The following is a 23,351-nucleotide window of genomic DNA, read 5'->3' as shown; positions in this document are numbered from 1 at the left end:
ATCTTCCGCGGGCGCGGCCGGGTCTCCCGAAGCGCCGGCTAGCGCACCGGCCAGCCGTACATCAATCCGCCATCGCGCCATTGCGCGTTCAGCGCCCGTGGCAGCTTCATCGGGCTGCTCATGCCCAGGTTGCGCTCATAGCTTTCGCCATAGTTCCCCACCTGCTTGACGATGTGGTACGCCCACTTGTCGTCCACGCCCATGTTGCGCCCCATGCCGGGGGTAACGCCCAGGATGCGCTGCACGTTGGGGCTGTTGGCTTTGAGCTGCGCGTCGACGTTCGATGAGGTGATGCCGAATTCCTCGGCTTCCAGCATTGCGTTGAGTGACCAGCGCACGATGTTGACCCAGTTGTCGTCGCCCTGGCGCACCATGGGGCCGAGCGGGCTTTTGGAGATGTTCTCGTCCAGGATCACGTAGGTGTCGGGATTTTCCAGCGTCATGCGCGACGCCGCCAGTTGCGACTTGTCCGAAGTGAAGGCGTCGCAGCGTCCCGCCGAGAAGGCGCGCACGATCTCATCGTATTTTTCGATGACCACGGGCTTGAAGCGCAGCGACTGAGACCGGAACCAGTCCGCGAGATCGAGTTCGGTCACGGTCCCCGGTTGCACGCAGATGGTGGCGCCGTCCAGTTCGCGCAGCGCCTTGACCCCAAGCTTGCTGGATACCATGACCCCCTGGCTGTCGTAGTAGTTGACCGCCACGCTCAGCAGGCCGAGCGTGGTGTCGCGGGCCATCGTGGGCGTGACGTTGCGTGTGAGTACGTCGACCTCGCCGGATTGCAGCGCGGTGAAGCGGGCCTGCGTCGTGAGCGGCGTCAGGCGGTACTTCGTCGCATCATTGAAGATCGTCGCCGCGATGGCGCGGCACATATCCACGTCCAGTCCGTGCCAGGTTCCTTTGCTGTCGGGCGCCGAAAATCCCTGTATGCCGGTCGACACGCCGCATTGCAGGTAGCCGCGCTTGCGGACGGTGTCGAGCGTGGGGCCGGCAAGCGCCTGGCTGGATACGGCGGCCAGCGCCAGGGCGCAGATGGCGAATGTGCGTCGGTGCATGTCGTTCTCCTGCCGGGCGGGCCGGCGCCGGATGCGTTGCGGAAGGGTGCCTTCAGGCGTGGCTTGCCGCCGGCCTGGCGATCTTGTCCAGGCTCTCGGTCAGGGCCTGGTCCAGGATGGCGATGGCGCGGTCGATCTCTGCATTGCTCACTGTTAACGGCGGCGCGATCCGCCACACCGAGCCGCGTTCGGGACGGCGTCGGATGTTCATGGACAGGCCGAGTTCGAAGCAGCGCTGCGTGGTCAGGGCGCCGAGCTGGTGATAGGGCTCGCGGGTATTGCGGTCCCGCACCAGCTCCACGCCCAGCAGCAGTCCCAGGCCGCGCACGTCGCCGATGGCTTCGTGGCGCTGCTGCAGTTCCAGCAGGCCGCGGCGCAGGTAGTCGCCCTGCGTGCGCGCGCGCTCGATCAGCCCTTCGCGCTGGATCGTGTCCAGCACGGCCAGGCCCACGGTGGCCGGCAGCGGATCGGAGACATGGCTGGTATAGAAGGTGAAGCCCTTCTCGTGCACGTCCTGTTCAATGGCGGGCGTGGTCACGGCGGCGGCCAGCGGCAGGCCGCCGCCTAGTGTCTTGGACACGCTCATGATGTCGGGGGTGACGCCGAAGTACTCCGCGCCGCTGCGGTAGCCGATGCGGCCGAAGGCGGTCTGCGCTTCGTCGAAGATCAGCAGCATGCCGCGTGCATCGGCCGCCTGCCGCAGCGCCTGCATATAGGACTTGGGTGGCACCAGCACGCCGCCCGCGCTGATGACGGGTTCGACGATGATGGCGGCCGGCCTGCCGGCGGAAGCCATGTCGAACATCTTCAGGCCGATCTCCAGGCAGGCCAGCGCCGATTGCTCGGCGTCCATGCCGGCGATATAGGGGCGGTAGGCGTTGGGCTCCGGCATGACGTACACGCCGGCCGGCGGTACGCCATAACCCTTGCGGTCGCTTGCGTAGGATACCGAGCCCGCGCCGCTGGTCACGCCGTGCCAGGATCCGCCAATGGCCAGGATCTCGAAGCCGCTCTTGTGCATCTTGGCCATGCGCAGGGCGATCTCGTTGCTTTCCGAACCGGTGTTGACGAAGATGGACTTGCTCAGGCCGGCGGGCATCCAGTCGCGCGCCACGGTGGCCGCCAGCTGGGCCACGGCTTCGGGGATCATGCCGCTGAAGAAGTGGAAGGCGGTTTCGCCCGCCTTGTGCACGGCTTCGACGATGGCGGGATGGTTGTGGCCGATGGTGGCGCACATTTGGCCCGAGGTGAAATCCAGGATCTCGCGCCCGGTATCGTCGCGCACGATGGCGCCGCGGGCGGACGTGAACAGGTTGGGGAAGGTATCGCCGCCGTAGCGTACGAGGTATTCGCGGGCGGCGGCGCGCAGGGTTTCATCCATGTTTACACTCCGTGGCGTGTGGGCTCCAATGCGGAACCGATGGCCGCAGTGTCGGGCAGGGCGCGGGCATCGTCCAATGCGAACTAAGCATGCGCGCCGATGCGCCGCGCGCATGGCCGATGCGGATTACGCATGATGCAAGGAGCACTATGGATACCCGGTGGTTGCAGGACTTCATCACGCTGTCGGAGGTGCGCAATTTCACGCGCGCCGCCGAGGCGCGCAATCTGTCGCAGGCCGCGTTCAGCCGCCGCATCCAGAGCCTGGAGAACTGGGCGGGGGCGCGACTGATCGACCGCACGGCATTCCCGACCCAGCTCACCGAAGCGGGCGAGCGCTTTCGCGGCGCGGCGATAGAGTTGATCAACCAGCTGGCGGAAGCGCGGGCGGGCATTGCGGGGGTGCCGGCCCAGAACCAGCTGCGCCTGGCGACTTCGTACGCGCTGGCAACCGCACATCTGCCCAAGTGGTGGAAGGCATGGAGCGAAGGCAAGCTGCTCAGTTGCAGCCTGCAGACGGGTAATGTGCACGATACCGTGTCGGCCTTTACCTCGGGCGCGGCGGACTTCCTGGTCTGTTTCCACCAGGTCGCCCAGCCTCTGCCGCTGGATCCCGCGCGCTATGACTGCGTGACCCTGGGCCGCGAACTGATACGGCCCTACGCCGCTCGCGCCCTGATTGAGCGCACGGGCCTGGACCTGCCCGGCACGGCAGCCCACCCCGTGCCTTTGCTGATGTACTCGGCCAATGTCTACTTCGGGCGGTTGATCGACGCCGCCATCGAAGGCGCCGCGGCGCCGTTGCACGGCGTGCGCGTGTTCGAGGCCGAAATGTCGGACGTGCTGGGCGACATGGCCGCCCAGGAGCTAGGCGTTGCCTGGTTGGCGGATAGCGCGCTGGAGCGGCTGGCGTCGGCGGATCTTGCACCGCTGGCCAGCCGGTTGTGGGACATCGAGGTATCGATCCTGGCGTTCAAGGATCGGGCCGATTCGCGTCCCGCGGTGGAAGCAATGTGGCAACGGATGTGCGCAAGCGCTCAGGCGGCGTAGCCCTCCAGCACGTTGGCTACATTGATACCGACGTCCGCCACGGCATAGCCGCCCTCCATCGTGAAGACGGCAGGCAGGCCGAGGCTGGCCAGCAGGCTGCCCACCCGCAGGTAGTCGGCGCTCTTGAGCCGGAACTTGGAAATGGGATCGCCTTCATACGTATCCACGCCCAGCGCGATCACGACGGCATCGGCCTTGAAGGCGCGGACGGCGGCCAAGCCTTGCTCGAGCGCCTGTGTCCAGGCCGCAAAACCAGTGCCTGCGGGCAGCGGCAGATTCAGGTTGCAGCCCGTGCCCGCGCCCGCGCCGCGTTCGTCGGCGTAGCCCAGGTAGAAGGGATACTCCGTGGTCGGATCGCCGTGGACCGACACGGTCAGCACGTCGGCACGTTCGTAAAAGATGCTTTGGGTGCCGTTGCCGTGGTGGTAGTCCACGTCCACGATGGCAACGCGCTCGGCGCCGGCGTCGCGCAACGCCTGGGCCGCCAGCGCCGCGTTGTTCAGGAAGCAATAGCCGCCGAAGAAATCCGGCCCCGCATGGTGGCCGGGCGGGCGCGTGAGCGCCATGGCCGCGCGGGGGCCGCCCACGGCGGATACGGCGCGCGCTGCGTCGATGGCGCAGGCGGCGCCTGCGGTGGCTGCCTCCCAGGTGCCGGCGGTCAGCGGGCAGCCGCTATCGAACGAAAACAGGCCGACACGCGCGGCAAAGTTGGTGGGTTCGATATCGTGGCGAAAGCCGCGCACGGGCCAGATCGAGGGCAGGATATCCAGCGCGGCGTTGGCGGGGTCCAGCGCGATCCAATCGTGCCAGGCACGGGCGAGGAAATCCACATAGCGCGGCGTGTGCACGCGTTTGACCAGGTCCAGGTCCACCACCGACGGCGCGCGCAACTCTCCGATGCCGCGCTGATGCAGTGCCTGCAGCACGAACTCCAGCCTCGCCGGGGTTTCATGGCAGGGAACGAGCTTGCCGCGGAACATTTCCTGCCGGCCGGCGTGTTTTTCATGGACAGGATTGTGGAAAATCAGCACGGCAGGGGTGTCCTCGGACGTAGAGCCTGGAAGGCGGAAGCGCAACTATAGCGGCCGTGGCCGCTAGCGACCGGGTCGTTGCCCGCAATTGCCACCCTTGGAGCCGGGATGCGGGACGCGTTGTTCGGATTCGCCCTCGCGCCGGGTCCAGGAGACGGCTTGGGCCGAGCCGTCCGGGCACACCCGGTATACCTCGAAGCCGTAGGTGTCGGCGCTGTAGCGGCAGGCCACGGAGAACACGGGCTTGGCGGCGTCGAAATCCGGGTTGACGAAGCCGTGGCAGGGACTGGCCGCCGCATCGGGATGTGTTACTTCCTGGTAGCGCCCATTCTGCGGCCGGTACAGGAATATGCGCGATATCGCTTGCGTGCCGCCACCAGTCTGGCCGATGACGAAGTCGCGGTAGCCGTCATGGTCCACGTCCACGTCCTGGAACTGGTCGACCTCCTCGTCGCCGCCCAGGTTCGCGATTTCCTGCGCCGGGCCATCGGCGATGCGGGCGCTCAGGCGCTGCCCTGGCAAGTCGGTAATCGTCACGACCGCGGACAGGCCGGGCCGGACGGTATAGGAGTAATCGCGCGCGGCCGCGTCCTGGCTCAACGCGGCCAGGGCGACCAGTGCGGCCATGGACAGGAAACCTTTCATGCGGGCAGCCTCCGCGCCGTAAATTCGGTGAGGCATTATGCCGCAGCGGCTTGCGGGGAAACCAGGACTTGCCGCCGGGCAGGCGGCAGGAGATCCTGGGTAGAATTCCAGGATACGCAAGATTGCAGCGACGCGCGCCGCCCGCCATGAATTTTCCGTTTCCCATCCGCCAAGAATGCCCGCCGGGCGCATGCGTGTGCGACCGTGACCGGCTGCTTGCCGATCCCTCGGCGGACATCCGGGTGCTCCGGCTGACCAAGGAAGAGGAAAAGCGCCTGGTGGCGCGGCTGGAGAACATTTCCAGCCTGGAGGACCTGCGCGCCATGCAGGGACGCATCCACGCGCAGCTGGGGATCGTGATTCACATCATTCCCAGCGATAACGAGGTGCGCACGTCGCGCGGCATCGCGATCCAGCTCGACGATCTGCCCGGCTTGTGCCGCAAGACACGAACGGCAATCCCCGCCGCCATCCGCCGCGGCTTCGATAACCGGCCCGAAATCGTCTACGCGCTCCTGAACGAACGCGACCTGCTCAGCGGAACTTGAGCAGGCTCAGGATGCCTTGGCCGCGCCGCAGGGCGCCAGCGGCACCACGTCGGCAGGCGCGCGCCCCGCATCCGGCCGCGTCGCGTCCCGCTTCTTGCCCAGGGTGACGGGATAGATCAGCAGCACGGCGCTGCCTGCTTCCAGCTTGGGATCCTGCCTGGTGCCATAGGCCACGGTCCAGCCGCGCACGGCCAGGGGCGCCAGCGTGTATTGCAAGGCGGAGCCCGGCGAGACATGCGCCACCTTGCCGGCGAACAGATCCTGCTGATGGGTTTCAGTGCCGTTGGCGGTCACGTAGGTGGCAATGCTGACCAACGCGGCTCCATTGCCGGGGCGTCCCAGCACCGCGGTCTTGTACTTGCCGGGGGGAATATCGGTCAGGTTGACGGTGAGCGGTCCGGCGGGGTGGCCGCTGGAGTCCAGGCTGACGCCGTTGACTTCGGCGCGGGCGAGGGGGGCGGTCCCCGTGTTGCGCACGCGCACGCTGTATTCCCCGGAGGTGCCCGTGACCGTGCACACCTCGACGCCGTACGGGGCGCGCGTGGGGTGGGCTTGCGCGGTCGTGGCGGCCAGGGCGAGCAGGGCCGCCAGCAACATCGGGACAGGGGAATGGACGGTGGACACGGCACGCTCCTAGAGACTGCAGCGCGCCGGGTTGCCGCGTTGCTGCCCTATTACACCACTTGGCGGCCAGGCGCCGGGTCTTGCTGGCGCTTGCCGGCCAGCCAGTGAAGGATCAGCGCCAGCACCAGCAGGCCGACGATGATGAAGCCCCAGAAGATCCATGCCAGCACCGAGATCAGCGTGCCGAGGCTGCCGGCGAAGGGCAGCACCTGATTCAGGCCCTGCGCGGCCCAGACCAGGCCCGATTGCAGCGTCTGCAGCCAGGCGGGGTCGACCCAGGCGGCCGCCCAGGCAGGCGGCACCCATTGCGACGTGTCCAGCGCCGTGCCGGGCACCTGGGTCGTGGCGATGGTCGACAGGACCCAGTTGGTCAGCTGCAGCGTCAGCGCAACCAGCCCGGTCCAGAGCGCGGCGAGCACGGCGAAGGCGAGCCAGATGATCTTTTTCATTGAGGTGGTACTCCGATATTTCAAAAGAGGGTCCACGATAAGGCGGATTCTATTTCTGAAAAACCAGCGTGGTTGTGACAAACATTAAGAAAAAACCGAAGTTTTTGCCTTGGCGAGGACAATCTGCACTAGCGGATGGTGCTGTCCGCGGCGGTTGCGGATGGCGTGGATTTCCTCGTGCACGTCGTCGCACCGCGCCAGGGGTCGCAAGCCGCGCAACACGCCGATGTCGCCGCCGCCCAGGCGGCTGAGCGGAAATACGCCCAGGCCGCGGGCCGCGAATACCGACATGAGGGCGCTGTCCTCGAATTCCCCGACCACGTTGGGATAGATGCCTTGTTCGGAAAACCAGCGGTCCAGCGTCTGGCGCAGCACGGAATGGCCGGTGGGCAGGAGTACCGGCAGGCGTTCCAGGCAATTCGGGAAATCCTGCGTGTCCGCCTTGCGCACCAGCTTGGCGGGGCCGTACCAGTCCACGGGCGACGACACCAGGCGGTCGCTGGTCAAGCGCAGGTTGGGGTTGGCCGGCGCGCCCTGGCCGGCCAGCACCAGGTCCAGATGATGCTGGGCAAGTTCGCCCAGCAGTTCCTCGACCTCGCCTTCGTGGCAGGTCAGGCGCAGGTCCGGCGTGTGCAGCACCGGGCCCAGCAGGGCCTGCGCGGCCAGCTTGGAAATGCCGTCCGACAGGCCCACCGACAGGCGTATGACGGGCTTGGTGGCGGCGGCGCGGACCTCCTGGGGCAGCATCTGGCCGATCTGGAAGATCTCTTCGGCGCGGGCGAACGCGGCTTCTCCCGCGTCGGTCAGCGCCACGCCGCGACCGGCCGGCTTGAGCAGCTGGTGGCCCAGGTTCTTTTCCAGTTCGCGCACTTGCGCGCTGATGGTCTGGATTGCCATGTCCAGCCTTTCGGCAGCACGGGAAAATCCGCCTTCCTTGGCGACCATCCAGAAGTAGTACAGGTGTCGATAATTGAGCATGGCAGGAATCACTTCGGTTTTTTCGAACCTTAACTCACTTTCAGGCTGATTTCTCCATGCGGCCAGGATCTGGATCATGAGCCCCTTCGAACACAAGCGGGAACATCATGGACACCTTGCTCACCTTACTCTCCGCCGATTTCTTCGGCACACCGGCCTGGAGCTGGCTGCTATTCATCGGCATCGTGGTCGCCTTGCTGGCCTTTGACCTGGGCGTGCTGCACAAGGAAGATCGCGAGATCGGCGTGCGCGAGAGCCTGCTGCTTTCTGCCGGTTACATCACCGCGGCGCTGCTTTTCGGAGCCTGGGTCTGGTGGCAGATGGGCGCCGCCAGCGGCATGGCCTACTACACGGGCTTCATGATCGAAAAGTCGTTGTCGATGGACAACGTCTTCGTGATCGCGCTGATCTTCAGCTTCTTCGCGATCCCGCGCCAGTACCAGCACCGCGTGCTGTTCTGGGGCATCCTGGGCGTGATCGTCCTGCGTGCCATCATGATAGGCCTGGGCGCGGCCCTGGTCAGCAACTTCGGCTGGCTGCTGTATCTGTTCGGCGCCTTCCTGGTGTTCACCGGCATCAAGATGTGGATGATCGCGGACCAGACGCCCGATATCGCGTCCAACCCGATCCTGAAGTTCCTGAAGCGCCGCATGCGCGTCACGGAAGGGCTGCGCGGCAACGCGTTCTGGGTGATGGAGACCGATCCCGCCACGTCCAAGAAGGTGCGCTGGGCCACGCCGCTGTTGCTGGCGCTGGTGTTGATCGAATTCGTGGACCTGTTGTTCGCGGTGGATTCCGTGCCGGCGATCTTCGCCATCACGACCGACCCCTTCATCGTGTACACCAGCAACATCTTCGCCATCCTGGGCCTGCGCGCGCTGTACTTTGCATTGGCCGCGATGATCCACCGCTTCCACTACCTGAAGTACGCGCTGGCCCTGGTGCTGGTGTTCATTGGAGGCAAGATCTTCCTGGTCGGCTTCATCGGCAAGGTGCCGGCGGCCTTGTCTTTGTCGGTAACCTTCGGCCTGATCCTCGGCGGCGTGCTGTTCTCGCTGTGGAAAACCCGGGCGGACGCTTCCAAGCGTGAGCTGGCGGCTGAGTAACCCTCAGGTCCCGTTCTGACACGCCCGCCATATCCGATGGATATGGCGGGCGCATTTTTTGGGATTTGTCGCGTCCATGCGGCCGGCGTAGAGTGCTGGGCAATCCCTATGCCGCAAGGAGCCGTCATGACCAGCTGGTCCGCCAAACAGTATTCCGCCTTTGAAAACGAACGCACCCGCCCGGTGCGGGACCTGGTCGCCGCCTTGCCCAACCAGCAGGTCAGGCGCGCGGTGGACCTGGGCTGCGGCCCAGGCAACTCCACCGAGGTGTTGGCGAGCCGATACCCGGATGCCGAGGTCAGCGGCATGGACAGCTCGGAGGACATGATCCAGACCGCCAGGAAGCGCCTGCCGGCGATGCAATTCGAACTCGCGGACATCGCCGCGTGGGATCCCGCCGGCACCTACGATGTGATCCTGGCGAATGCCTCGCTGCAATGGGTGCCAGACCACGCGACGCTGTATCCCCGCCTGGTCGGCAAGCTGGCGCCAGGCGGCAGCCTAGCGGTGCAGACCCCCGACAACCTGGAGGAGCCCGCGCACCGGCTGGCGCGCCAGGTGGCCGGCGAGGCTCCCTGGGCGGCCGCTATTGGCGGCTTCAAGCATCCGCCGCGGCACAGCGCCGCCTGGTACTACGAATTGCTCAAGCCGCATTGCGGCTTGCTCGACGTTTGGCGTACGACCTATCACCATCCGCTTGCCGGCGCGGCGGCCGTGGTGGAATGGTTCAAGGGCACCGCGCTGCGGCCCTATCTCGACCGTCTGGATGCGGCCGGGCAGGCCAGTTTCCTGGCCCGCTATCAGTCCCTGATCGAAGAGGCGTATCCAGCAATGGCCGACGGCACCGTGTTGCTGCCGTTCCCGCGGCTGTTCATTGTTGCGGGGCCGAAGCAGGGTTGAGGCCGGCGGCCGCTGCTTCCCAGCCGCCGCCCAGCGACCGGTACAGGTCTACCAGCACCAGGGACACCGCGGCCTGGGTGGACACGCGGGCCTGGTCGCTGGCCAGGACCGCATTTTGCGCGCTGAGCACGTTCACGAAGTCCGATGCGCCCGCGGCATATTGGCGTTGGGCGTTGAGCAGCGCGTGGCGGGCGCTTTCGGACGCGCGCTCCAGACTGGTCCGGGTCAACTGTTGCGCCTGATAGGCGGTCATGGCGTTATCGACCTCGTGCCAGGCATTGAGTACCGTTTGTTGATACAGCAGCGCGGCTTCCTGAGCCTGCGATTCGCGCAGCCGCAGACGGCCCCGCAGGCGGCCTCCCTGGAAGATCGGAATCTGCAGCGCCGGGCCGACCCCGAAGATGCCGGCGTTGTCCGTGTCGAGGTCCCGCAGCTGCAGCGCCTGCAGGCCGAGGTTGCCTGAGAGCGTGATGCGGGGATAGAAGTCTCCCTCGGCCACGCCGATCGCCGCCACGGCCGCATGCAGATCGGCTTGCGCGCGGCGGATATCGGGCCTGCGTTCGGCCAGTTCGCTGGGCAATCCCACGGGCACTTGCACCGGGCCGCCCGGTATCGGGGCCATGGCCGCGAGGCGTTCCCGCAGCGCGCCGGGCGGTTGCTCCAGCAACAGCGCCAGCGCATTCATCAACTGGTCGATGCGCAGCGCCAGCGGCGGCACCGCGGCCTCGATGGCCGCGGCCTGCGCGTCGGCCTGCGACACGTCCAGCTCGGTGGCCACGCCTTCGCGTTGGCGCAATTGGGTGAGCGCAAGGTTGCGTTCGGCGTTGGCGAGTGTCTGGCGCAGCACGTCGAGCTGGTTTTGCGCGCCGCGCAGCAGGATGTAGTTGCGCGCCGTTTCGGCTCGGATTGCAAGCACCACGCCGCGTTGCGCCTCCAGCGCCGCCTGGGATTGGGCCCCAGCCTGTTCTACTTCGCGCCGCACGCGGCCCCACAGGTCCAGTTCCCAGCTGAGGTCCGCGCCAGCCTGCCACAGATTGAACGAGGACTTTCCCTGGCGTCCGGAGGGGTCGGACAGGCCGACCTCGCTGTTCTGGCCGCGCTTGTAGCTTGCACCGGCGTTAATTCTGGGGAGGCTGTCGGCCTCGGTTACGCGCAGCGCCGCGCGGCTTTGCAGCAGGCGCTCGTGGGCAATGCGTATATCCAGGTTGGCGTCGGTCGCCTCGGCGATCAACGCGCTCAGGACAGGATCGCCGAAGCTATCCCACCAGGATGTGTTTACGCTTTGCGAGACGGGGACGCTGGCCGCGGCGGACGCATCGGGCATCCGCCATTGCGCGGGCAATTGCGGCTGAGGCGCTTGATAGTCAGGTCCCACGGCGCAACCCCCCGCGGCGAGCAGGGCGCAGACCAGCGCGACATTGGCAAGCTGGCGCGGGCTCATCGTGCGGACTCCTCTGCCGCGGCGCCTGTGTCGACCACGGCTTCGACGGACATGCCCGCCCGCAGCGGCGGCGCGCCTTCGGCCGGCGCATCCAGCACGATCTTGACGGGCAGGCGTTGCGCTACCTTGGTGAAGTTGCCGGTGGCATTGCTCGGGACGATCGGTGAAAAGCTCAGGCCCGTCGCCGGCGCGATGCTCTGCACCCGGCCGTGCAGGCGAGCATCCGGGTAAGCGTCGACGGTGATGATCGCGGGCTGGCCCGGACGCATGCGGGTCAACTGCTTTTCGCGGAAGTTCGCCACCACATAGGCTTGCTGCAGCGGCACCACGGCGAGGATCGGCGTGCCCGGGCTGACGTAGGCGCCCACGCGCAGCGAACGCCGGCCCACAATGCCATCGATCGGGGACACGACCTGCGTGTGCGACAGATTGAGCTCGGCGCGATCCTTCAGGGCCTGCGCGCGCAGCAACCCGGCCTGCGCGGCTTCACGATTGGCCGCCAGCACCTCGCGCTGCTTGCGCGCGGCCTGTAGCGTGGCCGTATGCTCTGCCTGGCGCGCTTGCGCCATGTCGAGCCGGCTCCTGGCCTGTTCAAAGGCCTGCTGCGTGCCGGCGCCTGCGCTGGCCAGCCTGCGGTGGCGCTGGGCCTCGCTCTCGGCATAGCGTATGTCCGCGAGGTCGGCGCGAGTGACCGCCAGGGCCTGGTCGATAACGGCCTGCTGGCGTTCCAGTGTTGCGGAAGCGTCCGACAAGCGTGCTACGGCCACCGCGAGGTCGGCGCTTGCGGCCGCCAACGCCGCTTGATGGTCCCGGTCGTCGATGCGGGCGAGCAGCTGGCCCTGCTTGACGACCTGGTTGTCGTCGACCAGCACGGCGTCGATGAAGCCGGAGACCTGAGGCGCGACGATGGTGTGATCCGCGACGATGGTGGCGTCGTCGGTGGATTCGGCGGCGCCGGTGGCGGACCATGACCAGCCTGCATAGGCCAGGAGGATCAGCGCGCCCAGGGCGCCGGCGCGTGGAAGAGAAGCGCGTGAAAGAGGAAAAGGCATGGTATTGACTCGAGTTCAGGTCGCTGCGCGCGGAGGGTAGATCCGGGTGGCGACGAAAGGGATCAGCAGGATGAGGAGCACGGCCACGCCGGCCATGCACAGATAAAGGTCCGCGGAGGTCAGCACGGCGGCCTGCTCCTGGATGCGGCGCGACAGCGCGGCCACGCTTTCGCCCTCCGCGCGGAGCGGAAAATTGCCCAACTGGTCTGCCAGCATGCTGGAGTGGTAGTTGCGCCGCGAGGTGGTCAGGACGTCCAGCAGGCCGGTGGCGGCCACGGCGGCGAAGCCCTTGATGGTGTTGAACCAGGCCGAGGCCCAGGGACCGTCCTGCGGCGCCAGGCCGCCGGTGGCCAGCATCAGCAGCGGGATGACGGCCATGGGCTGGGCGAAGATCTGAACGGCTTCAAGCAGGTAGAACTGTTCGCGCGACCAGATGGGCGTCAGTTGCGACCCCAGCAGGCAGGACAAGGACAGCAGCCCGAGCCCGGCCGCCAGCACCCAGCGGCAATCCACCTGGCGCAGGTTGCACAGCGCGGCCACCAACGGCAGCGCGATCAACTGCGGCAGGCCCATGGTCAGCAGCACCGGCGCGGTTTCCAGCGGGCGGTAGCCGCGCAATTGCGCCAGGAATGTCGCAGGGATCAGGATCACGCCCAACAGCACGATCAACACGCCGCCCAGCGTCAGCAAGGCATGGCTCAGGTTGCGGTTGCGCAAAAGCTGGATCTTGAAGAACGGCAGCGGATGGGACCATTCGTTGATCATGAAGAGCACCATCAGCACGCCGCCGCCGCCCAGCAGCACGGCAATCAGCGGTGAATTCAGCCAGTCCAGCCGGTCGCCCTGCAACAGGCCGATGACCAACATGGAAAGCGCCGGCGCGCCCAGCAGGAAGCCGCGCCAGTCGAACAGGCGCAGGCGATCGAGCTTGAGCGGATCCTGGGGCAGGCCCCGCCAGACGGCGTAGCCGGCGAGCGCCGCGGGACCGACGATCAGCCAGAAGGCCCAGCGCCAACCCAGCACTTCGGTGCAGAAGGCGGCCAGCGGGATGCCCAGACTGGGCGCAAACGTGGCGGTCAGCGCGTACCCGCCCAGTCCGTAAAGCTTGATGCCGGGGGGCAGGAAGCGCAGGGCGACGGTCATGAGCATGGGCGGCAGCGCGCCGCCGGCCAGGCCCTGCAGCGTGCGCAAGATCAAGAGCACGGGCAAGTTGGGCGCAAACGGGCAGAGCGCGCCGAACAGCGCGAAACCCGCCAGCGCTGCAAGGGTGAAGCGGCGCAATGAAAACGTGACCGAGCACCAGGGGGCAAACGCCATGGCGCATACCGATGCCGCGGCGTAGACCGCGACGAACCACGTGCCCTGGTCGTAGCTGAGCCCCAGCGCGCCGCGGATGTCCGGCAGCGCCATCTTGGTCACGTTTTCGTTGAGCCCGGCGAGGATCACCGCCAGCAGCACGCCGAGCAATCCGGTCAGGATGCGCCAGCCGAAGGCCGCCGCGGCGGGCGGGGCGGAAGGAGCGGCGGCCGTCATGATCGCTGGCCGCTCCCGCCTGGAGATGAAGAAGACAACATGGAATAGCGTCCTTGGATAACAGGAGCTACTCAGTCTAGGGAGATGCAGGGACGGGAAAAACCATGCGCGGCTCAACCCACCCTTGCGTCCAGCGCAAGGCTGAACGCCGCGGCGCCGGGCGCGGCGAGGCTTGCGCGCGGCACAACCTTGGATTGCGTCTTGCGGGATTTATCCGGGCGGGGCGGCGAACGAATAATGCAGCACTCGTTAACCGCAGAGGATTTCATGAATACATTCCGACTCTCCGCACTGGCGCTGAGCATGACGCTTGCCGCCGCCGTGGCGCACGCAGAAGGCAAGACCCGCGAACAGGTGCGCGCCGAATTGCTGGAGGCCAAGGCAGCCGGCCTCGTCACCTACGGCGAACAGCAGTATCCGGTGGACCTGCCGATGGGCGCAGCCAAAACTCGCCAGCAGGTGCGCGAAGAACTCGACGCCGCGCGCGCGGCGGGGCTGGTCACCCACGGCGAACTGGACTATCCGCCGACGCCGCGATCCGTGTCTGACAAGACCCGTGAACAGGCGGCCGCGGAAATGCGCGAGGCGCGCATGCGCGGCCTGATGAAGTCGGGCGAGCTGGACTATCCGCCCGCCGTCAATTGAGCCCGTCCGCCTTATCCGCGAAATAGCGGGCGGGCGTCTTCCCCAGGGCCTTGCGGAACATGGTGATGAAGGCGCTGACGGATTCGTAGCCCAGGTCATCCGCCGTGCGCTGGACCGAGACCCCCGCGGACAGCCGTTGCAGCGCCTGGATGATGTGCATCTGTTGGCGCCAGCGGCCAAAGCTCATGCCGAGCTCTTGCTGCACCAGGCGCGCCAGCGTGCGTTCGCTCATGGCGACGCGTTTGCCCCACTGCGCCACGGTGCTGCGATCGGCGGGGGTGGCGTTCAGGGCGTCGGCAATTTCGCGCAGGCGCGGATGGTCCGAAATGGGCAGATGCAACTGCTCTGCCGGCATGCGTGCCAATTGCTCGACCAGTACCTCGGCCAGCTTCCGGTTGGCGGCAGTCGCCGTCTCTTCCGGGGCCAGGTCCGCCAGATGGGCGACCAGCTCACGCACCAAGGGCGTGATGGCCAACGTGCAGCATTGGCGCGGCAGGCCGGGCGCGTCAGGAGGCACGAACAAGAAGCACACCCGGCCGTTTTGCGTGACCCGGTTGCTGTGCGGCACGCCGCCTGGAATCCAGACCCCGCATTGCGGCGGCACCATCCATAAACCCTGGGGCACCGAGCAGGTCACGCCGCCCTGCATGGACAACACCAGCTGGCCCATGGCGTGGCGATGGGGCGGGGACTCCTGGTCGTTTTCGTCCGCGTGCACGCGCATCGCATAGGGCCACTGCGAGTCGATATCGGAATCGAAAAACGGCGCGAGCTCATCCAGTCGATGCATAGGAACGGGTTGGCTGAATTTAAGGATAAGTTGTCATTATCTCGAAATTCGGCTGAGGCGGCGATGCGTAAGCTTGAGGCATGAATTCGCATCCCATCCCTACCCAACATCCCGTCCGCAATCCAATCCTGTTGATCGCAGGCATTCTTTGCATGTCCATGGCGCTGCGCGCGCCCATAACCGGCGTGCCGCCGCTGACCGGCATGATCCGCGAACAGCTGGGGCTGAGCGCCACGGCTGCCGGCATGCTGATTACCTTGCCGCTGCTTGCCTTTGCCGTGGTGTCGCTGTTCGCGGCGGGCCTGGCGCGCCGCCACGGCCTGGAGCGCACCTTGTTCGCGGCCATGCTGCTTGTGGCGGCGGGCATTGCCGTGCGCACGCTGGGGCCGGCCTGGAGCCTGTTCCTGGGCACGGCGGTCATCGGCTCCGGCATTGCCATCGGCAACGTGCTGCTGCCCAGCTTGCTGAAACGCGATTTTCCGCAGCAGGTCGCGGGGCTGACCTCGGCCTATGTGCTGACCATGAGCCTGGCCGCGGGTCTGGCGTCCGCCATTGCCATACCCTTGGCAGACCTGTCTCAGGCAACGTGGCGATTTTCCACGGGCTGCCTGCTGCTGGTGCCGGTGGCCAGCGCCTTGCTGTGGCTGCCGCAATTGGCCAAGCACACCGCGCCCGCGGCAAGCACGGCGCATGCGCCGCATGGCGACCGCCTGTGGCGCTCTGCCCTGGCGTGGCAGGTAACGCTGTTCCTTGGCATCAATTCCTTCGTGTTCTATGTGGGGGTGAGCTGGCTGCCGGCCATTTTGCGCGACGCCGGCTATACGGCTGAACGCGCCGGCGCATTGCACGGCCTGCTGCAACTCATGTCGGCCGTTCCCGCCTTGTTCCTGGCTCCGGTGGTGCGGCGCTTGAAGGATCAGCGCAGCGCCGCGTTCTGCTCGGCCGTGGCCTCGTTCGTCGCGTTCGCGGGCCTTATCGCCGCGCCTGGCTGGGCGACGCTGTGGATCGTCCTGATGGGTCTGGGTACGGGAGGCGGCATCATCCTGGGCCTGGCGTTCGTGGGCTTGCGCGCCAGCCATGCGCAGCAGGCGGCGGCGCTGTCGGGCATGGCGCAATGCGTCGGCTATCTGTTCGCGGCCTGCGGCCCGGCCCTGGCAGGCACACTGCATGATGCCCAGGGAAACTGGAGCATGGCGCTCGGCTTGTGCGCGGTCCTGAGCCTGGCCATGGCGGCCACCGGCTTGTACGCCGGCCGCGCCATCCAGATCGGGCGATACCGCGATGCCGCGCTCAAACCCCTTGGACCTGGCTTTTCCACAAACGCACCAGCGGCTCGGGCGCGTCGGTCTCCGGCACGTCGAAGCTGATGTCCGCAATGTCGTCGCCTTCGTACACGACTTCCACGTGGAAGTAGCGCTGGTCGCCGCCAGCGTCCGCGCAGCGCGGGACGGCGACAGGCGCGGATCGTTGCAGGGCGTCGCAGACCTCCTGTCTCAGCCCGGGAGGGCAGGTCACGAGGTCGATGCTGCGCGGTTGCGCCAGCGCGGGCACATAGGCCAGCCCGCCTTCGCGGGTCAGGCGCACCAAGAGAGCCAGGTCCAGCGAAGGCAGTTCGATCATGTTTTGACTCCTACGCCGGCCCAGGCGCGGGCGACAGCATCGCGCACGGCCGCCTCATGGCGTTCCGCAGCCACTGCCACGGTCAGCTTCGCGAACTGGGCGAAGTCGGCGTCGTGGCGCAGGCGCTTGTCGCAGAGTGCGTCGTACCAGACGCGGCCAGCGCCGGCCCACGCGGGGCCGTCCAGCGCGGTGGCCGCCAGGTAGAAGGCGCGGTTGGGGATGCCCGAATTGATGTGCACGCCGCCGTTGTCGCTCGGCGTGTCCACATAGTTGTCCATGTGGGCGGGCTGCGGATCCTTGCCCAGCAGGGGATCGTCGTAGGCGCTGCCCGGCTCGGCCATGGAGCGCAGGGCGCGGGCGCGGATCTTGGGTGTGAACAGCCCCACGCCCACGAGCCAGTCGGCTTGTCGCGCATCGTGGCCGAGCGTGTATTGCTTGACCAGCGCGCCAAAGACATCGCACAGGGATTCGTTGAGCGCACCGGATTGCCCTTGATAGAGCAGCGCGGCCTCGGCATCGATCACGCCGTGCGTAAGTTCATGGCCGATGATGTCCACCGCGACGGTGAAGCGGTTGAACACTTCGCCGTCGCCATCGCCGAACACCATTTGCGCGCCGTTCCAGAAGGCATTGTCGTAGTCTTCGCCGTAATGCACGGTGCCGACAAGAGGCAGGCCCTGGCCGTCGATTGAATGGCGCTCGTAGACATCCCAGAACAGTTTGTAGGTCGCGCCCAGGTGCTCATAGGCTTCGTTCACCGCCACGTCGTTGCTGGCGGGGGCACCTTCGGCACGCACCAATTTTCCGGGCAGGGTGGTGGTATTGGCAGCGTCGTGCACGGCGCGCTGGGGCGTGCCGGCGGGGGACGCCTTTTTGGGGCGAGCGGGCTTGGCGCGTGGCGGCTGCACCGCCATTTCGCGCAAGCTGCGCTGTTGCTGGTCGATGATCAGCGTCTTGACCGCGGGCATGCTGACCCGCGAGTCGGCATGCTGCGCCAGCCGATCCAGCATGTACGGGGGGATCACGCCAATCAACGGCGCGGACTCGGAAGGACGTGGCATGCGCGGTCTCCGTCGTGGGCGCCGGGGCCAGGGCCGCGGCGCGAGGCGATTCAACGGTAGCAGATAGACCCGCCGCAGGGACGTAACAGTGTGCGGCCTGATGCTAGGAACTTTAGACGCCGCGTTGCGTCGCCAGGCGCGCCCGACACCTGATAGAAGCGCTCTTGCGAGCAGGTCGGTTGCGATGGTTGTGGCGTTGGTCTTGCTGCAACAATCGCCACAATTCGTTTGACTTCCACTCGCGATAGAATCCCCTGCTTATTTTCCGGGGGGAACACGCGATGAGGTATTTCCTGATCTTGGTTGGGGCGGCCGTGGTCGCCTATTTGCTGGCGCGCGGCATCGCCGCCGTGCTCTCGGACCGTAAACGTTCAAAATCAGAAAGGGATTCGAAGTGAAGCCGACAGACATCCAGATGGTCAAGACGATTGGCGCGGTAAAGCCGCGCAGTTTCAAGATTGCGGTAATCACGGCGATACTGTTCCTGCTGATCCTGTTCCTGGCTTTCGACTCCTGGTTCCAGGTCGATCAGGGCGAGCGCGGCGTGGTGCTGCGCAACGGCAAGCTGGTGCGCGTGTCCGAACCGGGCCTGGACTTCAAGACGCCATTTATCGACAACGTGATGACGGTATCGGTGCGCGATCACACGTTCGTGTTTGAAAAACTGGAAGCCTACAGTTATGACCAGCAGCCAGCCACTCTGCGCGTATCGGTGACCTATCGCGTGCCGCCGGAACACGTGGCCGAGCTGTACTCGGAGTACGGCACGATCAGCAACCTGCAGATGCGCGTGCTGGAGCGCAAGACGCCTGACTCGGTGAAGAACGTGTTCGGCCAGTACACCGCGGTGCGCGCCATCCAGGAGCGCCAGAAGCTGGGCCAGGACGTGAACACGGCCGTGCTCAAGACGATGGAAGGCGCGCCGGTGCAGGTGGTGGGCGTGCAGATCGAGGAAGTCGGTTTTTCGCAGGCCTATGAGCACTCGATCGAGCAGCGCATGCTGGCGCAGGTGCAGATCGAGACGACCCGCCAGCAAAAGGAAACGGCGATGATCAACGCGGAGATCCAGGTGGTCAAGGCCAAGGCGGAAGCCGATGCGCGCCGTCAACAGTTCACTGCCGAGGCCGATGGCATCCGCATGCGCGGCGACGCCGAAGCGGCCGCGATCCGCGCCAAGGCCGAAGCCCTGGCCGCCAACACCAATCTGGTCAGCCTGAACGCGGTGGAAAAGTGGGATGGCGTGTTGCCGACCACCCAGGTGCCTAACGCGGCCTTGCCGTTCATCGGCATCAAGTAGGCGCGGCAGCTTCCCGCCGGCGCGCGTAGTCCATGAGGCTGCCGCCCGGCAAGGCCTTGCTGTAGTACCACCCCTGCACGATGATCTCGGCAGGGGATTGCAGCGCCTTCAACTGCTGGTCGGTTTCCACGCCTTCGACCACGATCTGCAGGTTCAGCGCTTCGCAAAAGCGCAGCAGGCCTGTCAGGACCAGCGCGCCCCTGTCGCTGTCTTGCGCCACCACGAAGCTGCGGTCGATCTTGACCGCATCGATCTCGAACTGGTGCAGGTAGCTCAAGGCCGAATAGCCCGTGCCGAAGTCATCGATGTAGACCCGGGCGCCGATCGCATGCAGGCGGTCGAAGGCCGTGTGCAGCGCCTGGGTGTCCTCCACCAGAGCGTCTTCGGTCAGTTCCACCGAGATCTGTCCGTCGGCCTGCGCCAGTACCTTGATCAGCTTTTCCAGATAGTCTTCTGAAGTCAGTGTGCCCGCCGTGACGTTGATGGTCATCGGCAGCGCGAAATCATGCCTGCGCCACTGCAGGCATTGCTGCACCGCCTGTCTGGCCACCCATAGATCCACTTCCCGCATCAGTCCGGCCTGCGCGAGCCAGCGCAGGAACTCCAGCGGGGTCTGCCGCGCGCCGTCCGGACCGGTGGCGCGCAACAGCGCTTCGCATCCGGTGCACAGGCCGCTGCGCAAGGAGACCTGAGGCTGGAATTCCAGATGGAAGTCGTACTGGCTGATGGCGCGGATGCGCGTGTTTTCGGCATTGCGGCGCGCGCGGTCCGCGTAGGTCTGCACGACCGGATCATGGGCGTACAGCAACGATTCTTCCTGCAGCCGGGTGAAAGTCGTGTCCAGCGATTTGAAGTAGACGGTGCCGCTTTCCTGGCGCTGGCGTTCCAGCGCGACGACAAAGGGCGCATACAGGCAGGTGCCGATGGCGATCAGCACGATCTGCAGGACCACGCCGCCCAGGCTGCCGCCGGCGGCGACATAGGCGTTGAACAGCACGGGCGAGGTCAGGGGCAGGGCCGTCGACGCGGAGGGAAGCCACCCCATCTGCACCACGCCCAGCGCCAGGATGACGTTCGTGACTGGCGCCAGGATGAACGGAACCAGCAAACGCGGATTCAGGATCAGGGGCAGTCCGAACAGCAGGATCTCGTTCACGTTGAGCAACGCGACCGGCAGGCTGGCCAATGCCAGCACGCGTAGCGGCTCGCTGCGCGCGAACACCAGGATGGCTGCCACCAGCGACAACGTTGCGCCCGACCCGCCGATGAAGACGAAGGCGCCCAGCAATGTGCTGTTCAAGGCATACATGCCTTCATAGCCGGCGGACTGGCTGGCGGAATTCAGCATGGCCGCCTGATCCATCACGCTCATCAGAGGCGTGAGCGCGTGATAGCCGTGAATGCCGAAGAACCACAGCAGGGAATTGAGCCCCGCCATCAGCGCGCCCGAGGTGAAAGGGCTATCCAGCGAGGCGAGGCCCAGCGGAATATTGAATTGCGCGACGGCGGGGATCTGCAGCGCGGCCGACAGCGCCAGCACGACCAGGCCGGCCGTCAGCAGCCCGGGCACCACCATGTTCAGCGTGTCACGGACGTTTTCGCTGATCACGCCGTCGGGCGCCAGCTGGGTCCAGCGGCGGCGGTGCAGCCATGCCATCAAGGGCACGGTGAGCAGGGGCGAGATGATGGCGATGAAGAGCACCAGCGTGGCGGCGGCCTGGGGATAGGGCGCCATGAGGCCTTCGGCGATCATGACGTAGGACAGGCAGAGGAACGCGGTGGGCAGGTGCGGCACGCGGTGGCGGAACGACAGCATGTAGCCGATGGAGGTGCCCGCCAGGATCGGCATGATGCCCGATAGCTTGTCGTGGACGCCGGTCAGCAAGTCGACAAGGGCCGCGGGCAGGCCCAGTTGGCGGGCGATGACGGACAGGACGAGGAAGAGCGCCGTGATCAACAGGCAGGGCAGCGTCCAGAGCAGGCCTTCGCGTATGGCGCGCAAGGCGCTGGCGCCCGCCAGCGCGGCCAGCCGATCTTTCGGATAACGCATCAGGGCCAGTTTCGACATGGCGGTTCGCCCAGAGTCCGTGCAAGCGAATCTCTCCGCTCCTGGGTTTGTAAAAATGTTTTGCCACATCCTATCCCCGGATTTCCTGGTTTAGCAATCGACGCCTCGCCTCGTCTCAGGGATTCCCCTCTATCAAGAATTGCAAAGCGGGCGCAAGGTGGCAGCACGGACGGAAATAGCCGCTATACCATCGGGGACGGTTCGTCCGGTGCGGGACTACAAGCTTCAGAATGAGGAGACATGGATGTCTCAGTTGGATTGGATGTCCGGCGATACCAAGCCGGATCGGCAGGGTTATTACGAAACGCGGTACGACACAGGATGCACGGCCATCACGCTCTACAGCGTGCTGGGCTGGATGCCGGTGAAGACGCCCGGCAACATGGTGAGCTGGCGGCCCTTGCCGCCCGCCGTCGAGAAGGAAGAGGCCGAACGCCACATACAGGAACTGAGGGCCGCGCAGAGCCACATTCCGATGGATTACTAGCGGCGCCGGCACGCGCCCATTGCCGGTTGCGGATGCGATAGAATGAAAACAGTTCCTATTTGCATTCTATCGACAGGTGCGCCTTGTCTTCGCCCGACTCCCCTCCCGCCGACAATGTCGCGCAACTCTATCGTGACCATCATGGCTGGCTGTCGGTCTGGTTGCGCAAGAAACTGGGAAATTCCTTCGACGCCGCAGACCTTGCCCACGACACCTTTGTGCGGTTGATGGCCGGTCGACGTAGAACAGATGCAGGGACCGAGCCGCGAGCGCTATTGACCCATATCGCGAAGGGCCTGGTGGTGGATCACTGGCGCCGCCGGGCGCTGGAAGAAGCCTATCTGGCGGCTGTCGCGCAATTGCCGGAGCATGAGGCGCCGTCGCCAGAGGCTCGTGCCTTGATCCTGGAGACGCTGCGCGCCGTCGATGCGGCACTGCGGACCTTGTCCTCCAAGACTCGCGAAATCTTCCTGATGTCGCAATTTGACGGCATGGGCTATGACGCAATCGCGCAAGGCCTCGGCGTGTCGTTGTCCACGGTCAAGCGTCATATGCAGGCCGCGCTGACCGCATGCCTGATTGCAAGCCAGGTCGAGGCGTGATCGATCCCGCCATCCTGAAGGAAGCGGCCGGCTGGCTGGTGCGTTTCCAGTCCGAGACCTTGTCGCCGTCCGACCAAGAGGCGTTCGCTCGCTGGCGCGGCCGCAGCGCGGCGCACGCTGTGGCCTGGCAGCGTGCCGAGGAAATGCTGCGTGGATTCGGCCAGGTTCCGCCAGGGATCGCGGGAGATACCCTGCGGCGGCTGGATCGCCCGGGCCGTCGCCAGGCCATGCGGGCGCTTGCCGGGCTCCTGATCCTGGGACCCGCGGCATGGCTAGGCTGGCGCGACCTTCCCTGGCGCGAGTGGAGCGCGGATGCGCGCACCGGCACGGGCGAACAGCGGCGCATGGGATTGGCCGACGGCACGCAGCTGATGCTGAATACCGCCAGCGCGGTCGATATCGACTACACCGCGCAACAGCGCATCGTCTGGTTGCGCGCCGGGGAAATCCTGCTTACCACCGGCCGCGATTCTCCGCAGCTACGGCGCCCCTTCATCGTCCGGACGACCCAAGGCGCCATACGCGCGCTGGGCACGCGCTTTCTGGTGCGTGACCAAGGCGGCGCCGTGCTTGTTGCGGTGTTCGAGGGAGCGGTGGAGATCCGGCCCATCGCCGCGGCTGGCGCCGCGACGGTGCTGCCAGCCGGACAGCAAACCGTCTTCGACGGGCGCGAGGTGCAGCCTGCGGTCCTGGCGGACGCCTCGGCTGCGTCATGGGAGCAGGGCATGCTTGCCGTCCGCAATTGGCGGCTGGCTGATCTGGCGGACGAGCTGGGCCGGTATCGCCCGGGCGTACTGCGCTGCGATCCGTCGGTAGCGGGGCTGCGCGTGTCCGGAGCGTTCCCGTTGAACGACACCGATGCCAGCTTGCGGTTGCTGGAAAAGACCTTGCCCGTGAGGGTGAGCCGGATGACGCCGTACTGGACGACGATCGTTCCCCGCTCCGGCGTTACAAATTAATCGCGGACCGACTGACACTTTTTTTCGCTT

Annotated in this window: 24 protein-coding genes; 10 read left to right on the top strand and 14 right to left on the bottom strand. The window is 66.2% G+C overall.

The window, feature by feature from the left end; all coding sequences use genetic code 11:
- Positions 1–38 precede the first annotated feature (38 nt).
- Together CEY08_RS19465 and CEY08_RS19460 are read right to left on the bottom strand one after the other, a co-directional pair.
- Positions 39–1,055: an amino acid ABC transporter substrate-binding protein gene (locus CEY08_RS19465; protein WP_076815259.1), complete on the bottom strand. Its 1,017-nt coding sequence runs from the start codon at positions 1,053–1,055 to the stop codon at positions 39–41.
- Between the two features lie 52 nt (positions 1,056–1,107).
- Entirely contained in the window at positions 1,108–2,436 is a 1,329-nt protein-coding gene (locus tag CEY08_RS19460; RefSeq protein ID WP_042794935.1) for an aspartate aminotransferase family protein, read from the bottom strand.
- A gap of 149 nt (positions 2,437–2,585) precedes the next feature.
- Here CEY08_RS19460 and CEY08_RS19455 point away from each other — a divergent pair, with 149 nt between their 5' ends.
- Positions 2,586–3,485, top strand: coding sequence for a LysR family transcriptional regulator (locus CEY08_RS19455; RefSeq protein ID WP_076815257.1), 900 nt, complete (start codon positions 2,586–2,588; stop codon positions 3,483–3,485).
- Here CEY08_RS19455 and CEY08_RS19450 read toward each other — a convergent pair.
- Positions 3,473–4,516, bottom strand: coding sequence for a histone deacetylase family protein (locus tag CEY08_RS19450; protein ID WP_063640196.1), 1,044 nt, complete (start codon positions 4,514–4,516; stop codon positions 3,473–3,475). The two genes, CEY08_RS19455 and CEY08_RS19450, sit on opposite strands and share 13 nt — an antisense overlap.
- A 63-nt stretch (positions 4,517–4,579) precedes the next feature.
- Positions 4,580–5,161, bottom strand: a complete 582-nt coding sequence (locus CEY08_RS19445) for an XAC2610-related protein (RefSeq protein ID WP_076815255.1) — start codon at positions 5,159–5,161, stop codon at positions 4,580–4,582.
- A 146-nt stretch (positions 5,162–5,307) separates the two neighbouring features.
- Here CEY08_RS19445 and CEY08_RS19440 point away from each other — a divergent pair, with 146 nt between their 5' ends.
- The gene (locus CEY08_RS19440) at positions 5,308–5,709 is read left to right on the top strand and encodes a hypothetical protein (RefSeq protein WP_042794933.1); all 402 of its coding nucleotides are present in this window, start codon (positions 5,308–5,310) and stop codon (positions 5,707–5,709) included.
- Positions 5,710–5,715: 6 nt separating this feature from the next.
- Here the strand turns inward: CEY08_RS19440 and CEY08_RS19435 are convergent, their stop codons facing one another.
- From CEY08_RS19435 to CEY08_RS19425, 3 genes are all read right to left on the bottom strand, one after another.
- Positions 5,716–6,333 (bottom strand): hypothetical protein, encoded by a 618-nt coding sequence (locus CEY08_RS19435; protein ID WP_082884545.1) that lies wholly within the window; start codon positions 6,331–6,333, stop codon positions 5,716–5,718.
- A 50-nt stretch (positions 6,334–6,383) separates the two neighbouring features.
- Positions 6,384–6,782, bottom strand: coding sequence for a hypothetical protein (locus CEY08_RS19430; RefSeq protein WP_042794931.1), 399 nt, complete (start codon positions 6,780–6,782; stop codon positions 6,384–6,386).
- Positions 6,783–6,866: 84 nt separating this feature from the next.
- Positions 6,867–7,760 (bottom strand): LysR family transcriptional regulator, encoded by an 894-nt coding sequence (locus CEY08_RS19425; RefSeq protein ID WP_042797311.1) that lies wholly within the window; start codon positions 7,758–7,760, stop codon positions 6,867–6,869.
- Positions 7,761–7,867: 107 nt separating this feature from the next.
- On the opposite strand from CEY08_RS19425, the gene CEY08_RS19420 reads away from it, so the two are divergent.
- The gene (locus tag CEY08_RS19420) at positions 7,868–8,866 is read left to right on the top strand and encodes a TerC family protein (RefSeq protein ID WP_042794930.1); all 999 of its coding nucleotides are present in this window, start codon (positions 7,868–7,870) and stop codon (positions 8,864–8,866) included.
- A gap of 126 nt (positions 8,867–8,992) precedes the next feature.
- The gene (gene tam / locus CEY08_RS19415; RefSeq protein WP_076815253.1) at positions 8,993–9,766 is read left to right on the top strand and encodes a trans-aconitate 2-methyltransferase; all 774 of its coding nucleotides are present in this window, start codon (positions 8,993–8,995) and stop codon (positions 9,764–9,766) included.
- On the opposite strand, the gene CEY08_RS19410 is transcribed toward tam, so the two are convergent.
- The 3 genes from CEY08_RS19410 to CEY08_RS19400 are packed head-to-tail and all read right to left on the bottom strand — an operon-like array spanning position 9,738 to position 13,792.
- Entirely contained in the window at positions 9,738–11,207 is a 1,470-nt protein-coding gene (locus tag CEY08_RS19410; RefSeq protein ID WP_076815250.1) for an efflux transporter outer membrane subunit, read from the bottom strand. The genes tam and CEY08_RS19410 overlap by 29 nt on opposite strands.
- The gene (locus tag CEY08_RS19405) at positions 11,204–12,259 is read right to left on the bottom strand and encodes an HlyD family secretion protein (protein WP_076815248.1); all 1,056 of its coding nucleotides are present in this window, start codon (positions 12,257–12,259) and stop codon (positions 11,204–11,206) included. Before CEY08_RS19405 ends, CEY08_RS19410 begins: the two co-directional genes overlap by 4 nt.
- A gap of 15 nt (positions 12,260–12,274) precedes the next feature.
- Positions 12,275–13,792 carry an MFS transporter gene (locus CEY08_RS19400; RefSeq protein ID WP_076815246.1) on the bottom strand — a complete coding sequence of 506 codons (1,518 nt, stop codon included), beginning with the start codon at positions 13,790–13,792 and terminating at the stop codon, positions 12,275–12,277.
- A gap of 267 nt (positions 13,793–14,059) precedes the next feature.
- Here CEY08_RS19400 and CEY08_RS19395 point away from each other — a divergent pair, with 267 nt between their 5' ends.
- Positions 14,060–14,437: a DUF4148 domain-containing protein gene (locus tag CEY08_RS19395; RefSeq protein WP_076815244.1), complete on the top strand. Its 378-nt coding sequence runs from the start codon at positions 14,060–14,062 to the stop codon at positions 14,435–14,437.
- Here the strand turns inward: CEY08_RS19395 and CEY08_RS19390 are convergent.
- The gene (locus CEY08_RS19390; protein WP_076815243.1) at positions 14,430–15,227 is read right to left on the bottom strand and encodes an AraC family transcriptional regulator; all 798 of its coding nucleotides are present in this window, start codon (positions 15,225–15,227) and stop codon (positions 14,430–14,432) included. The genes CEY08_RS19395 and CEY08_RS19390 overlap by 8 nt on opposite strands.
- A gap of 80 nt (positions 15,228–15,307) precedes the next feature.
- Between CEY08_RS19390 and CEY08_RS19385 the strand changes: the two genes are divergently transcribed.
- On the top strand, positions 15,308–16,594 hold the full coding sequence (locus tag CEY08_RS19385) for an MFS transporter (protein WP_063960267.1): 1,287 nt from the start codon (positions 15,308–15,310) through the stop codon (positions 16,592–16,594).
- Here the strand turns inward: CEY08_RS19385 and CEY08_RS19380 are convergent.
- Together CEY08_RS19380 and CEY08_RS19375 are read right to left on the bottom strand one after the other, a co-directional pair.
- A complete protein-coding gene (locus tag CEY08_RS19380) occupies positions 16,518–16,847 on the bottom strand; it encodes a protealysin inhibitor emfourin (protein WP_042794923.1) in 330 nt (109 codons plus the stop codon). The two genes, CEY08_RS19385 and CEY08_RS19380, sit on opposite strands and share 77 nt — an antisense overlap.
- Positions 16,844–17,908 carry a M4 family metallopeptidase gene (locus tag CEY08_RS19375; RefSeq protein WP_076815241.1) on the bottom strand — a complete coding sequence of 355 codons (1,065 nt, stop codon included), beginning with the start codon at positions 17,906–17,908 and terminating at the stop codon, positions 16,844–16,846. The genes CEY08_RS19380 and CEY08_RS19375 overlap by 4 nt, the downstream gene beginning before the upstream one ends.
- Positions 17,909–18,323: 415 nt before the next feature.
- Here CEY08_RS19375 and CEY08_RS19370 point away from each other — a divergent pair, with 415 nt between their 5' ends.
- Entirely contained in the window at positions 18,324–19,205 is an 882-nt protein-coding gene (locus CEY08_RS19370) for a prohibitin family protein (protein WP_042797309.1), read from the top strand.
- On the opposite strand, the gene CEY08_RS19365 is transcribed toward CEY08_RS19370, so the two are convergent.
- Entirely contained in the window at positions 19,198–21,273 is a 2,076-nt protein-coding gene (locus CEY08_RS19365; protein WP_076815238.1) for a PTS sugar transporter subunit IIC/EAL domain-containing protein, read from the bottom strand. The two genes, CEY08_RS19370 and CEY08_RS19365, sit on opposite strands and share 8 nt — an antisense overlap.
- Positions 21,274–21,517: 244 nt before the next feature.
- Between CEY08_RS19365 and CEY08_RS19360 the strand changes: the two genes are divergently transcribed.
- From CEY08_RS19360 to CEY08_RS19350, 3 genes are all read left to right on the top strand, one after another.
- Positions 21,518–21,760 (top strand): hypothetical protein, encoded by a 243-nt coding sequence (locus tag CEY08_RS19360; protein ID WP_042794921.1) that lies wholly within the window; start codon positions 21,518–21,520, stop codon positions 21,758–21,760.
- 83 nt (positions 21,761–21,843) lie between these two features.
- The gene (locus tag CEY08_RS19355; protein WP_063640209.1) at positions 21,844–22,362 is read left to right on the top strand and encodes a sigma-70 family RNA polymerase sigma factor; all 519 of its coding nucleotides are present in this window, start codon (positions 21,844–21,846) and stop codon (positions 22,360–22,362) included.
- The gene (locus CEY08_RS19350) at positions 22,332–23,321 is read left to right on the top strand and encodes a FecR domain-containing protein (RefSeq protein WP_076815236.1); all 990 of its coding nucleotides are present in this window, start codon (positions 22,332–22,334) and stop codon (positions 23,319–23,321) included. The genes CEY08_RS19355 and CEY08_RS19350 overlap by 31 nt, the downstream gene beginning before the upstream one ends.
- The last annotated feature ends 30 nt before the right edge of the window (positions 23,322–23,351 follow it).

Source organism: Achromobacter insolitus, assembly GCF_002209555.1.
In the GTDB taxonomy this organism is placed as follows: Bacteria; Pseudomonadota; Gammaproteobacteria; order Burkholderiales; family Burkholderiaceae_B; genus Achromobacter; species Achromobacter insolitus.
The sequence above is the reverse complement of the archived record's forward strand: the minus strand, read 5'-3'. Positions and strand labels throughout refer to the sequence as shown.